Raw genomic sequence first — 12642 nt, 5'->3', positions numbered from 1 at the left:
AACGGGGTACCCCGCTCCCATGACAGCGACCCCACCGGACCCGGACCCGTACCGCACACCAGACCTGGAACGCGGAGGTGGCGTCCGGCCCGGCGACACGCCCCCCGACTCGGCGCAGACACCCGCGGGGCCGAAGGACCCGCCCATCCCGTCCCGCGCCATCGGGCCGGTGGTGCTGGTGATCATCGCGGTGATGACCCTGATGGTCATGGGCTTCGTGGTCGCCCAGGTGATGAACTGGTCGACCCTGTTCTAACCGGGGTGGAGCGGCGGGCTCCGCCGCACGCCGTCCCGCCGCGCCATGCCCTCGACGAGCTGCCGGACGACCTCGCGGGCGTCGGAGGCGGGTGTCCACCCCAGTTCGGCACGGGCGCGCTCGGCGGACAGGATCGGCGCGCCCAGCGCCAGGTCGATCCAGCCGGGTGACGTGGGCTGGGCGTGCAGCCTCCACGTCGCGGCGGCCACGGCCCGCAGGGCGGTCTCGGGCACCGGCACGTGCCTGGCCCCCACCAGGGCCGCGAGGTCGCGCGGTCCGATCACCGGCTCCGAGGCGATGTTCACCGCTCCCGGCAGCCGGGTGTCCAGCACGCGCGCCACGGCGTCGGCGACGTCGTCGGCGTGGGTGAACTGGAGCACCAGCCCGCGCGGCAGCGGCAGCACCGGCAGCCCGCGCGCCGCCGCCAGGCGCAGCAGGGCGGTCGGCACCAGGGGCCCGAGGAAGTACCGCTTGACCTCGCTGGCGGCGTCGGGCTGGAGGATCAGGCTCGGGCGCGGCCGGGAGACGACCAGGTCGGGGTGGTCCCGCTCGACGCCGTCGAGCAGCCGCTCCACGGCCGACTTCTGCCTGCTGTAGCAGGAGGACGGGATGCCGCCGACGGGCCACAGCTCGTCGACCCGGCGGTCCTTGTCCGCCCTCGTGTACGCGCCGACGGACGACATGTGCACGAGGTGCCGCACACCGGCCCTCACCGCGGCGGCGAACACCCGTTCGCTGCCCAGCACGTTGACGCGGTGGGTGGTCGCCTCGTCGCGGCTCGGCTGGATCAGCCAGGCCAGGTGGACCACAGCGTCCGCGCCGCGCACCGCCTCGGCCAGCGGTTCCTCGGCACCGGGCACCCCGATGTCGATCCGCTTCCACTCCGCCCGGTCGTAGGGCGGCCCCGCGGCGGGCAGCCGCCGCGCGACCGCCACGACCTCGACGCCGGGGTCGAGCCTCCGCAGCAGCGCGGTGCCGACGTTGCCGGTCGCCCCGGTGACGACGACCCTCATGCGGGTACCGGATCCGCGGGTGACCGGTCGCCCAGCCCGTCGCGCACCCGGTCCCCCTCAGTCCACACTGCGCACGATGACCGGCTCCAGGCCGTCATCGGGATCGCCGACCCAGCACACCCACTCGTCGGGGTGTCTGCTGATCGGGATCATCGGTGCCCACATGCCGTACCCGCCGAAGCGCGCCTCGTCCGTCGGCGCCGGGCTCGTTCGCTTGGTTTCCACGGTTCCCCATCTCCACTCGTCCGCTCACGCGGAACGCCCCCGCACCGACGGGAGGTCGGGGCGGGGGCGTTCCGGTGCGGCGGTTCATGTCGAGGGGGTACCCACCGTCAACCGCGCGACACCGTCAATTCCCTGGCAGCCGCGTACGCGGCCCGGACGCCGGGCGTGGCGGGGGCCTCGAAGCCGGTGGTGCGCAGCGACTCCCCCCAGTGCGGAGGGGCCGGCTCCCCGCTGACCGCCCACGCGGCCTGCCGGGCCGCTCCGTCGGCCACGTACTCGCCGGGCTCGGGCACGAGCACCGGGCAGCCGAACACGGCGGGCGCGGTCTCCCGCACCGCGGGTGACTGGGCGCCGCCGCCGATCAGCAGCACCCTGCTCATCGGCGTGCCCACCGCGGTGAGCGCGTCGACGGCGTCGGCCAGGCTGCACAGCATCCCCTCCACGGCCGCCCGCGCGAAGTGCGCGGGGGTGGCCGTGTCCAACCGGAGCCCGTGCAGCGCCCCGGTCGAGTCGGGCTTGTTCGGCGTCCGCTCCCCTTCGAGGTAGGGCACCAGGACCAGCCCGTCGGCCGACGGCACCGACAGCGCCAGCCCGGACAGCTCGGCGAGGTCGACACCGAGCACCCGCGCCGTGGCGTCCAGGACCCTGGAGGCGTTCAGCGTGCACACCAGCGGCAGGAACGTCCCCTCCGCGTCGGCGAACCCGTTGACCAGACCGGACACGTCCGCCGACGGGTGCGGTGACCGGGCGAAGGCCGTGCCGGACGTGCCGATGGAGACGATGACGTCACCCGGCCCGACCTGCACGCCCAGCGCGGCGCCCGCGTTGTCGCCCGCACCCACCCCGAGCACGGCGCCCGCCGCCGTGGTCCCGGCGTGGTCGGCGGGACCGAGCACGCGGGGCAGCAGCGGGCGGTGGCCCAGGGCGAGGTCGAGCAGGTCGAGCCGGTACTCCCCGGTGGACGGCGACCAGTAGCCGGTGCCGCTGGCGTCGCTCCGGTCGGTGACCAGCGCGTCCAGGCCGGGAGCGCCCGCGAGCCGCCACGTCAGCCAGTCGTGCGGCAGGCACACCGCGGCCACGCGGGCCGCGTTCTCCGGCTCGTGCTCGGCCAGCCAGCGCAGCTTCGTCACGGTGAGCGCCGCGACCGGCACGCTGCCGACCGCCTGCGCCCACTTCTCCGGCCCGCCCAGCTCCTCGGTCAGCGCCGCCGCGGCGGCGGCCGACCGGGTGTCGTTCCACAGCAGTGCCGGACGGACCACGTTCCCGTCGGCGTCCAGGCACACCATGCCGTGCTGCTGGGCGGCCACCGACACACCCGCGACGTCGTCCAGACCGCCCGCGGCGTCGACGGCCCGCCCCAGCGCGGCCCACCAGGCCGCCGGGTCGACCTCGGTGCCCGAGGGGTGTGAAGCCCTGCCCTCGCGGACGAGGGCACCCGTCTCGGCGTCGCGGACGACGACCTTGCAGGACTGGGTGGACGAGTCGATCCCGGCGACCAGCACCATCAGCGAGCTCCCAGGAGGTGTTCGAGCGCCAACTGCGACAGGTGGACGAAACCGTAGCCCTGCGCACCGGCCGCGTCCACGTCGTAGTCCTCGAACGCGGACCGGTCGGCCAGGAACGCCTCGGTCGTCTCCCCGGCGGCGAGGGTCGACTCGCCCAGCTCGGCGACCTTCGCGGCGGCCAGCGCCTCCTGCACCTCGGGGTCGGCGCGGAAGGCCGCGGCGCGCTCCTTGAGCAGCAGGTAGGTGCGCATGTTCGCGGCGGCGCTGGACCACACGCCGTCGGAGTCCTCGGTGCGCAGCGGCTTGTAGTCGAAGTGCCGGGGGCCGTCGTAGCCGCCGTTCTCCAGCAGGTCGACGAGGAAGAACGCGGACAGCACGTCGCCGTGGCCGAAGATCAGGTCCTGGTCGAAGCGCGGACCGCGCTGGCCGTTGAGGTCGATGTGGAACAGCTTCTTCTGCCACAGCGCCTGCGAGATGCCGTGGACGAAGTTCAGGCCCGCCATCTGCTCGTGGCCGACCTCGGGGTTCACGCCGACCAGCTCGTGGTGCTCCAGCGTGGAGATGAACGCCAGCGCGTGGCCGATCGTGGGCAGCAGGATGTCGCCGCGGGGCTCGTTCGGCTTGGGCTCCAGCGCGAAGCGGATGCCGTAGCCCTTGTCGATCGAGTACTGCGCGAGGGTGTCGAGCGCCTCGCGGTACCGGTCGAGCGCGAACCGGACGTCCTTCGCGGCGTCGGTCTCGGAGCCCTCGCGGCCGCCCCAGAGGACGAACGTCTTCGCGCCCAGCTCGGCGGCCAGGTCGAGGTTGCGCAGCACCTTGCGCAGCGCGTACCGGCGCACGCCGCGGTCGTTGCTGGTGAAGCCGCCGTCCTTGAACACCGGGTGGGTGAACAGGTTCGTGGTCACCATCGGCACGGTCAGGCCGGTCTCGTCGAGCGCGTCCTTGAACAACGAGATCCGCTTGTCGCGCTCGCCGCTCTCGGTGCCGAACGCGATGAGGTCGTCGTCGTGGAAGGTGATGCCCCACGCGCCCAGCTCGGACAGCTTGTGCACCGCGTGCACCGGGTCGAGCGCCGGGCGGGTCGCCTCGCCGAACGGGTCCTGTGCTCGCCAGCCGACCGTCCACAGCCCGAAGCTGAACCGGTCCTCGCGAGTGGGCTTCGTTGCCACGGGTCCTCCTCCTATAAGTTTGATGCCTAAACTTATAGCGCGTTCGTCGGCAGGTCAACGCCTTCACCCGGTGGTGGAACGGCTACCATCCCCCGGTGTCCTCACCGCAGCCGGCCGGACAGCACACCGTTCGCAGGCACAACAGCGCCCTGGTCCTCAACGCCATCGCGGATCCGTCCGGCCACTCGCGCGCCGAGATCGCCGCGCGGACGGGCCTCACGAAGGCCACCGTCTCCAGCCTGGTGGACCGGATGATCGGCGCGAACCTCGTCGTGGAGGGCGCGGCGGCCGTCCGCCCCGGCCCCGGCAGGCGGGGCACCGCCCTCTACCTCGCGCCCGACGGCCCGCACGGCCTCGGCGTGGAGATCGGCGTCGACTACCTCGCCACGTGCCTGATCGACCTGACCGGCGAGGTCCGCGCGCGCTGGCTCCACTCGGCGGACAACCGCACCCCCTCCCCCGCCCGCGTGCTGTCCCGCGTCGCCAAGGCGGTCAGGACCGCGCTGGCCGAGGCCGAGCGGATGGGCGTGCGGGTCGGCGGCATGGGCGTCGCCGTGCCCGGTCTGGTCGAGTCCGCCACCGGCATCCTGCGGGTCGCGCCGAACCTGGGCTGGCGGGAGGTCGACGTGCGCGGCGAGCTGAGCAGGCGGGCCGGGCTCGACGAGATCCCGGTGATCGTCGGCAACGAGGCGAACTTCGCCGCGCTCGCCGAGCTGTGGCAGGGCACGGGACCGCGCGACTTCGTGCACGTGTCCGGCGAGATCGGCATCGGCGCGGGCATCGTGGTCGACGGCGGCCTGTTCGAGGGCGTGTTCGGGTTCGGCGGGGAGATCGGCCACATCATGGTCGACCCGCGCGGCCCCGCGTGCCCGTGCGGCTCGCGAGGCTGCCTGGAGCGCGTGGCAGGCCAGGAGGAGATCCTGCGCCAGGCGGGCGTGCTCGACGACCGCGAGCCGGAGGAGCTGGTCACCGACCTGCTGGAGCGCCTCGCGAACCGCGACCGGAAGGCTCTGGCCGCCACCCGGTCCGCGGCGAAGTCGCTCGGCGTCGCGCTGTCCGGCGTGGTCAACCTGCTGGACCTGCCGACCGTGGTGCTGGGCGGCACGTACGCCCGCCTCGCGCCGTGGCTGTGCGATCCGCTGCGGGCGGAGCTGACGCAGCGGGTGGTCAGCTCGGAGTGGTCGCCGATCGAGGTGATCGCGTCCACGCTGGGCTCGGAGGCCGCGGTGCACGGGGCGGCGGGCTCGGCCGTCCGCGCGATCCTGGCCGACCCCGATCCCTACGTCACCGCCGTGCTGGCGTAGGACCGGCTCAGCCGGGGTCGAGCTGGGCGCGCACGCGGCGGACGCGTTCTGCGCGGCGCTGCGGCACGCCGTGGGCGAACGCCGGGCGCGGGCGGTGGCCGCCGCGGCCGTTCCCGTGGCGCTCGTGCTCGCCGCGGTGAGCGCGGACGGCCCCGGCGGCTCGGAGACCACCGTCGCCGCTCCCGACGGCGTGAGCGCCACCGTGCCCGCCACGTGGGCCAGGCAGGTCAGGACGGGCGGCTGGACGCCCGGCGCGGACGGCGTGCGGCGGCCCGCGCTGGAAGCGGCGCCGGACCTGGGCCGCCTCCACGACCTCGCGGGGGACGGTCCGGGGCTGTTCATCGGGCGCGTCGACGCCCCGGACGCGCGGAGCTGGTCCGGCGAGCACGCGGGGTGCGGCGCGGCGGCGGAGTCGCGGGTCGGGTCACCGCACTGGTCGGGGGTGGTGCGGCGGTGGGACCGCTGCCCCGGCCGCGGCGTCGACGAGTCCGTCCTGACCGACGCGGCGGACAGGAGCGTGGTGCTCGTCGTGCAGGTCCGCGGCGGCGGCGGGCAGGCCGTCCGGCGGCTGCTCGACGGCGTGCGGGCGCGCTGAGCATTTCCGACCGCTTTTCCGGCCCGGAGTCGGCCGGTTGTGACGATGTTCGAGAAAGGTGTGGGGGAGGTAGCGCTCGGGCACATCCCCGGAGAACACGTTCCCCGGTGCACGGGGGACGTGGACCAACGAGAGGGGAAGCGCCATGCGCAAGTCGATCAGCACCGGTGCCGTCCTCGCGGTCGCGTCCACCGCCGTGCTCGCCGGGGTGGCGAGCGCGGTGCCCGGCGACGCCCCGGAGCGCGGCGCGGCTGACGTCGACGTCGCGGTCAGCAGGAGCCCCGAGCACGCGGCGGGGCACTCCGCCTCCGTCATCCGCTGCACGGCGGCCGGGCAGACCACGCGCTGCACGCTCGCGGGCGTGCCCGCGGACGTCGTGTTCTTCGGTTCCGACGGCGACACCGCGCCGGGAGTCTCCGCCACGCCCCAGCCGGGCGCGACCGCGGTCCCGGTGACCACCACCCCCGGCGGCTCGGCCGTCTCCTACCTGGTCGAGCGCACCGGGGAGCAGGCCAACCCGGTGTCGGCCGTCGCGTTCTCGCTGCCGTCGTCCGCCGAGGACGTGTCCGAGAAGTCGCCGTGGCCGTCGGTGCCCGTCAGCGGGGCCGAGGTCCGGCTGAGCCCGGTCATCGGCGAGAACTGATCACGGGAGGCCCGTCGTGAGCACCACCGGCGAGATCACCCTGGCGGTCTCGGCCGCCCTGCTCAGCGCCTGCACGAGCCAGGGCGGGGGGACGCCGTCGAGCGCCCCGGCCTCGGTCTCGGCCCGGTCGCCCGGCCCGTCCACGGCCACCACCGCACCCGCGGGCTCCACCGCCGCGTCCGCCGCCGGGCCCGCGGCCTGCGCGTCCGCCGACCTGGCCGTGGCGCTCACCCCCGAGGAGGGCGGTGGGGCATGACCGGGTCGGGGAAGCGCCCTCCCGTCGTGGGAGAGGCGCTCCCTCGTCAGCGCAGGACGCGCGGGTCGGCGTGCAGCCGCTCGGCGAGCCTGATGGTGATGAACTCGTTGTCGTCGGCCTCGCCCGGCGTGCGCCCCGACGAGAACGGGAAGTTGTTGTCGTTCAACACCCCCAGCGTGCTGTCGTCCAGGACCACCACGTCCTCGATGGTGGTGAACGGGAACCGGAACGTCTCGCCGAACCCGCCGACCCGACGCGGGTTGGCGATGTCCAGCAGGTCGGCGACGAGGGTCTTGTCCAGGTAGCCGTCGCGGTCGCGGTCGCGCCGGTCGGCCAGGTAGATCCGCTTCACCAGCGCGTCCGCGCCCTGGGCTCCGTCGCGTTCCAGGACCAGGAAGCGGTCGCGGTCCACCGCGACCAGGTCGCCGATGGCGAGGTCGGGCGAGCCGAGCCGGTAGCGGTGGCCCTGCCCGGTGTAGGCGCCGCGGGCGAGGTCGAACTCGCTGAGCCGCAGCGTCCCCGGCACGTCGCCGGTGACCGTCCCCTCCAGCAGCGGGTACAGGAACCTGCCGTCGGGCGACTGCGCCAAGCCCTCGAAACCCTTGCTGCCACCCAGGTTCGGTGGTCCGGCGGGGTTCTCCGGCGCGAACACGCCGGGCAGCGGCACGGGCGCGGCCAGCAGCCTGCCCGCGCGGTCGACGTGCAGCAGGTACGGACCGAACTCGTCGCCGAGCCAGTAACCGCCGTCCGCGACCCGCGTGATCGACTCGACGTCGAAGTCGGCGCCGGTGAGCACCCGGTCGGGCCGGGTCAGCGGGAACGGCACGAGCCCGCGCGGGTCGGTCAGCGTCACGCCGCCGAGCACGTCGACGCCGCCGGAGGCGAAGTCCGGCGCGATGCGGTGGATCCGCAGCAGGAAGTCGGCGCTGGTGGCCCTGCTGCCGTAACCGTTGTCCGACAGCACCTCGAACGTGCCGTCGTCGTTGCGGACGACACCGCTGAAGCCCTGCACGGGCTGGTCGGCGAACGGGGGCACGATCCCGTTGGACGGCGTGCCGCCCAGGGCGGCGCCCGAGGGTTCGCTGCCCGGCACGAACGTCTCGGCGGGCAGCGAGGCGAACCCCGTGAGGGTGGCGCGTCCGAAGTCGTGCGGACCGGACGCGGAGGCGCCGGGGACGACGCCCGCCACCGCCACGAGCAGGGCCGCCCCGAGCACGAGTGGTCTCCGCATGGGTGTTCCGTCCTCTCCGGCGCGCCCTCCTCCGGCCGCGCGTGGGCGCACCGTAGGCGGCCGAGGTGAACGGATCGCCAACGCTCAGCCGGGATCGCGGTACCTGCCGGTGTACTCCGCCCACTTGCGGTGGCCGCCGATCCAGCGGCGCAGCAGCCCCACGTACCCGCGGACCTGCTCGTCGACCTGTCCGCCGAACGACGGCAGGTCGGCGGCCTTCCGGACGAAGTCGCGGACCTCGTCGTCGTGGATCTCGACCGCGCGGTCCACCGCCTGGTCCAGCACGACCGACTGGGACCGCATGGTCACCAGCACCAGGTTGTGCACACCGCCGCGGGCGATCTCGGCGCGGTGGGTGTAGAGGTCGCGCGCGTAGCCGACGATCCGACAGGCGGTGGAGGCGAGTTCGCGCAGCGCGGAGTGCTCGCGGACCTTCGGCGGCAGGTCGATCCCGTCGACCGGTCCGCCGAACCGGAACATCGGGTGCAGGCCGACGGTCAGCTCCCGCAGGGCGGCGTGCGCCTCGGGGCTGGGGACCCGGCCGTGGTGGTCGTCGAGCGCCTCGCGGGTGAACCCGTCGAACATCCGGGCCACCTCGTCCGCGAACGACTCCAGCCACTCCGGCCCGCCCAGCGCCAGCAGCCTGGTCCGCAGGTCCGCCATCGCGTCGGCTCTCGGGTCTCCCGGAGGCACCGGTTCGGCGCGCAGGACGGCGAGCAGGAGGTCGAGGTCCTCGGCGGCCAGGTGCTCGTCCTGGAGCACCGCCTGGAGCACCGCCCAGTCGCCCACCAGCCGCAGCTGCTCGTAGTCGGCGTTCGGGAACCCGTAGCCCACGAGGTACCCGAGGTCCATCCCGGCCAACTCGGCCATCCCGTGCGGTGGGAGCAGTCCCAGCGACACCGCCCAGCCGACCGAGTGGTCGGACACCAGGTGGTCCGCGGCGTTCGACTCGGTGTCGAACGCGCACATCACGAACGGTGGCGTTGTCGCCGCACGTGGTTCCGGCACATCGAGTCCGCTGAGTGTGAATGCGCCTACGCCCATGGCTCAACCCACCTCCGTTAGCTGTTCTCCAGGGCCGGGCGACAGCGACCGGCCACACCGGAAAAATAACGACGTTTCACAACCACGGACAACCCCTAGAGGCCCCTAGCCCCGCGTGGCCGGGACGAGCCCACTGGACGTCCCAGGAGCAGCTCAGGACAATCGGGGCGGGACGAGGAGGTGGCAGGGTGCCGCGTGGGGAACGCCCGCTCGACGACGGTGACACTCCTCTGCTGAGGTTCGCGGCCGACCTGCGGACCCTCCGGGACCAGGCGGGCGGGCGCACCTACCGCCAGCTGGGGACCCGCGCGCACTACTCGGCCACGACGCTCTCGGACGCCGCGGGCGGGCGGAAGCTGCCGAGCCTGGCCGTGACCCTGGCCTACGTGCAGGCGTGCGACGGCGACCCAGGGGTGTGGGAGAGCCGGTGGCGCGAGGTCGCGGCCGAGGTCGCGCCGTCGGAGACCCCGCCGTCCGACGGCGGCACCCCGCCCTACGCGGGACTGGCGGCGTTCCAGCCCGAGGACGCGGACCGCTTCTTCGGCCGCGAGCGGTTCCTGGACGACCTGGTCGACCGGATGTCCGACCGGCGGCTGGTGGGCGTGTTCGGCGCGTCGGGCGCGGGCAAGTCGTCGCTGCTGCGGGCCGGGCTGGTGCCGCGGATCGCCGAGGGCGCGCTGGAGTGCACCTCCTCCGTCGTGGTCACCCCGGCCGAGCTGGACCTGAGCCCGGACGTGCTGGACCGGGTCATCGGCGCCGAGGTGGACGCGCTGGTGCTGGTGGTCGACCAGTTCGAGGAGGTCTTCACCCTCTGCCAGGACACGGCGGCGCGCACCGCGTTCATCGAGGCCCTGCTGGACGCGTCGCGGACGCGCTGCCAGGTCGTGATCGGCGTCCGCGCCGACTTCTACGGGCACTGCGCCCAGCACACCGGGCTGGTGGAGGCGCTGCGGGACGCGCAGCTGCTGCTGGGGCCGATGTCGGCGGAGGAGCTGCGCCAGGCGATCATGCGGCCCGCCGCCAAGGTCGGCTGCACGGTCGAGACGGCGCTGGTCACGCGCCTGGTGGCGGACGCGACCGGTCAGCCCGGCGTGCTGCCGCTGGTGTCGCACGCGCTGCTGGAGACGTGGCGGCGAAGACGCGGGACCACCCTCACCCTGGCCGGGTACGAGGCCGCGGGCGGCATCCAGCACGCGCTCGCGCAGACCGCCGAACGGACGTACACGGCGCTGGAGACCGACCAGCGGGCGCTCGCGCGGCAGGTCTTCCTGCGGCTCACCGCGCTGGGCGACCGCACCGAGGACACCAAGCGCAGGCTCGCCCGCGGCGAGCTGGACACCGACGACGTGGACACGCAGGTCGTGCTGGACCGCCTGGCGCACGCCCGGCTGCTGACGCTGGACCAGGACGCCGTCGAGATCGCCCACGAGGTGCTGATCCGCGCGTGGCCCCGGCTGCGCGGCTGGCTGAACGAGAACCGCGACGGCCTGCGCACCGGGCGGCAGCTCACCGAGGCCGCGGCCACGTGGGACCTGCTGGCCCGCGACCCCGACTCGCTCTACCGGGGCACCCGGCTGGACGCCGCCGCCGAGTGGGCGGCCCGCGACGAGGTGCGGCTCAGCTCGCGCGAGCGGGAGTTCCTCACCGCGAGCCTGAGCGCCCGCGACCGGGAGCAGAGCCTCGCGCTGCGCCGCACGCGCAGGCTGCGGCAGCTCGTCGCGCTGCTGCTGGTGCTGCTCGTGCTCGCGGGCGGGGCGATCGTGCAGACGATCCGGGCGCAGGCTCTGGCGGACGAGCAGCGCAACATCGCCGTGGCGCAGCAGATCGCGAGCGCGGCCGTGCGGATGCGGGACAGCAACCCCACGCTCGCCAAGAAGCTCAGCGTCGCCGCCTACCGGCTGGAACCCACCAGGGACGTGGTGGACGGCCTGCTCACGACCTCGACGGCCACCTGGGGCGACCACCTCGTGCGCCGGGTCATCCCGAGGGCGGACTCGTCGATGGGGCCGGACGGCAACCCCGTCCGGGGCAGGGGGCAGGCCGCCGTGCCGGACGGGTCGAGCGAACCGGACGCCGTGCGGTCGCTCGGGTTCACCTCGCGCGACCGGGTGCTCGCGACCACGCTGGAGGAGGTCTGGGACCTCACCGACGCGGCGGAACCCGCCTTCCTGCACCGGTTCCCGAACCGGCTGATCGCCGCGTCGCTGTCCCCCGACGGCAGCCGGATGGCCACGGTCGACGCCGACGACAGCACGTCGGTCCGCCTGTGGGACATGGCCGACCCCAGCGCGCCCGCGCTGGTCTCGACGCTGTCCCGGCCGGGGGTTCGCGGTCGCGAGGTGCGGTTCGACCAGAGCGGGCAGGTGCTCGTGACGATCGACGAGGACAGCACCACCGGCCTGTGGCGCCTGGACTCCCCCGCTGGGCCGTTCGTGTTCGGCGAGCTGCGGAGCATCCCGCACATCTCCACGGTGGCGCTCTCGCGGGACCGGCGGCTGCTCGCGACCGGCGGCGTGGACGGCGTCATCCGGCTCTGGGACCTGGCGGACCCGCTGCGGCCCGAGAAGCTGTCCGAGCTGACGGCGCAGTCCGGCGGGATCAAGGCGCTCGCGATCTCCGAGGACGGCGAGCACCTCGCGAGCGCGGCGGGCGACGACACCGTGCGGCTCTGGACCATCACCGACCGGCGGCGACCGGGCGCGCCCGCGACCGTCACGGGCCCGACGACCACCGTGCACAGCATCGAGTTCACGCCGCGCGCCGGGTCCGACCGCAACGCCGTGGTGATGACGTCGAGCGGTGACGGCTCGTCCCGCCGCTGGGACTTCGACGAGGCGGGCGCCGTGGCCCGGCTGTGCGCGGGCGGGCCCCTGAGCCGCCAGGACTGGGACCGGTTCTTCCCCGGCCTGCCGTTCACTGCGCCGTGCGGATGACGTGCGCTGCGGAAACACCCGGAGGGGTCGATACTGGTTCGGGTGAACACTCCCCGTGATGACCGCACGACCGACGTCCACCCGGTGGACCTCGGTGCTCCGGCGGACCCGTCGACGCCCGCGGACGAGTCGATCACGCACCCACCTGCCGTGATCGACCCGAGCGCACCCGTCGAGCCGACGTCGGCCCCGGCGCCGACGTCGCACGCCAAGATCAAACCCACCCGGATCAGCGGGACGTGGGTCGCCGTCATCGTGGCGATCTTCGTGCTGATCTTCCTGCTGGTGTTCATCCTCCAGAACCTGACCGACGTGACGATCCACTTCCTCGGCGGCGCGTTCACGCTGCCGCTCGGCGTGGCCCTGCTGTTCGCCTCGATCGGTGGGGCGCTGCTGGTCGCGCTGGTCGGCGCGGCCCGGATCATGCAGCTGCGCCGCCAGACCAAGCGGGCCCTGCGCTAGGCGACC

General features: G+C 74.2%; 13 protein-coding genes. 6 read left to right on the top strand and 7 right to left on the bottom strand.

Annotation, left to right across the window (positions count from 1 at the left end; all coding sequences use genetic code 11):
* Positions 1-19 precede the first annotated feature (19 nt).
* Positions 20-256 (top strand): DUF6480 family protein, encoded by a 237-nt coding sequence (locus tag AC156L_RS09310; RefSeq protein WP_330877128.1) that lies wholly within the window; start codon positions 20-22, stop codon positions 254-256.
* Here the strand turns inward: AC156L_RS09310 and AC156L_RS09305 are convergent.
* From AC156L_RS09305 to xylA, 4 genes are all read right to left on the bottom strand, one after another.
* Positions 253-1269: an NAD-dependent epimerase/dehydratase family protein gene (locus AC156L_RS09305; RefSeq protein ID WP_330877127.1), complete on the bottom strand. Its 1017-nt coding sequence runs from the start codon at positions 1267-1269 to the stop codon at positions 253-255. The genes AC156L_RS09310 and AC156L_RS09305 overlap by 4 nt on opposite strands.
* 57 nt (positions 1270-1326) lie before the next feature.
* On the bottom strand, positions 1327-1494 hold the full coding sequence (locus tag AC156L_RS09300) for a hypothetical protein (RefSeq protein ID WP_330877126.1): 168 nt from the start codon (positions 1492-1494) through the stop codon (positions 1327-1329).
* 107 nt (positions 1495-1601) lie between these two features.
* Positions 1602-2999, bottom strand: coding sequence for a xylulokinase (xylB, locus tag AC156L_RS09295; RefSeq protein ID WP_330877125.1), 1398 nt, complete (start codon positions 2997-2999; stop codon positions 1602-1604).
* The gene (gene xylA / locus AC156L_RS09290) at positions 2999-4168 is read right to left on the bottom strand and encodes a xylose isomerase (protein ID WP_330877124.1); all 1170 of its coding nucleotides are present in this window, start codon (positions 4166-4168) and stop codon (positions 2999-3001) included. Before xylA ends, xylB begins: the two co-directional genes overlap by 1 nt.
* A gap of 95 nt (positions 4169-4263) precedes the next feature.
* On the opposite strand from xylA, the gene AC156L_RS09285 reads away from it, so the two are divergent.
* The 3 genes from AC156L_RS09285 (at position 4264) to AC156L_RS09275 (ending at position 6710) form a co-directional block, all read left to right on the top strand.
* Complete coding sequence (locus tag AC156L_RS09285) at positions 4264-5472, top strand: ROK family transcriptional regulator (protein WP_330877123.1); 1209 nt, start codon at positions 4264-4266, stop codon at positions 5470-5472.
* A 70-nt stretch (positions 5473-5542) separates the two neighbouring features.
* A complete protein-coding gene (locus tag AC156L_RS09280; protein WP_330877122.1) occupies positions 5543-6067 on the top strand; it encodes a hypothetical protein in 525 nt (174 codons plus the stop codon).
* A 145-nt stretch (positions 6068-6212) separates the two neighbouring features.
* Complete coding sequence (locus AC156L_RS09275) at positions 6213-6710, top strand: DUF4232 domain-containing protein (RefSeq protein ID WP_330877121.1); 498 nt, start codon at positions 6213-6215, stop codon at positions 6708-6710.
* On the opposite strand, the gene AC156L_RS09270 is transcribed toward AC156L_RS09275, so the two are convergent.
* The 3 genes from AC156L_RS09270 to AC156L_RS09260 form a co-directional block, all read right to left on the bottom strand.
* Positions 6711-6941, bottom strand: a complete 231-nt coding sequence (locus tag AC156L_RS09270; protein WP_330877120.1) for a hypothetical protein — start codon at positions 6939-6941, stop codon at positions 6711-6713.
* 71 nt (positions 6942-7012) lie between these two features.
* Positions 7013-8197 (bottom strand): esterase-like activity of phytase family protein, encoded by a 1185-nt coding sequence (locus tag AC156L_RS09265; RefSeq protein WP_330877119.1) that lies wholly within the window; start codon positions 8195-8197, stop codon positions 7013-7015.
* Between the two features lie 84 nt (positions 8198-8281).
* On the bottom strand, positions 8282-9166 hold the full coding sequence (locus AC156L_RS09260; protein ID WP_330877118.1) for a terpene synthase family protein: 885 nt from the start codon (positions 9164-9166) through the stop codon (positions 8282-8284).
* Positions 9167-9429: 263 nt separating this feature from the next.
* On the opposite strand from AC156L_RS09260, the gene AC156L_RS09255 reads away from it, so the two are divergent.
* Together AC156L_RS09255 and AC156L_RS09250 are read left to right on the top strand one after the other, a co-directional pair.
* A complete protein-coding gene (locus AC156L_RS09255; RefSeq protein ID WP_330877117.1) occupies positions 9430-12174 on the top strand; it encodes an nSTAND1 domain-containing NTPase in 2745 nt (914 codons plus the stop codon).
* A gap of 42 nt (positions 12175-12216) precedes the next feature.
* On the top strand, positions 12217-12636 hold the full coding sequence (locus AC156L_RS09250; RefSeq protein WP_414719930.1) for a LapA family protein: 420 nt from the start codon (positions 12217-12219) through the stop codon (positions 12634-12636).
* Positions 12637-12642: the final 6 nt, after the last annotated feature.

This window comes from Umezawaea sp. (assembly GCF_057122925.1).
Note: the sequence above shows the minus strand (reverse complement) of the source record. Positions and strands in the feature narration are given on the sequence as shown.

Coding starts and splice junctions, on each gene's coding strand:
- AC156L_RS09260 (WP_330877118.1), bottom strand. CDS start 9,166: ATGTGCGCGTTCGACACCGAGTCGAACGCCGCGGACCACCTGGTGTCC.
- AC156L_RS09265 (WP_330877119.1), bottom strand. CDS start 8,197: ATGCGGAGACCACTCGTGCTCGGGGCGGCCCTGCTCGTGGCGGTGGCG.
- AC156L_RS09305 (WP_330877127.1), bottom strand. CDS start 1,269: ATGAGGGTCGTCGTCACCGGGGCGACCGGCAACGTCGGCACCGCGCTG.
- AC156L_RS09275 (WP_330877121.1), top strand. CDS start 6,213: ATGCGCAAGTCGATCAGCACCGGTGCCGTCCTCGCGGTCGCGTCCACC.
- AC156L_RS09310 (WP_330877128.1), top strand. CDS start 20: ATGACAGCGACCCCACCGGACCCGGACCCGTACCGCACACCAGACCTG.
- xylB (WP_330877125.1), bottom strand. CDS start 2,999: ATGGTGCTGGTCGCCGGGATCGACTCGTCCACCCAGTCCTGCAAGGTC.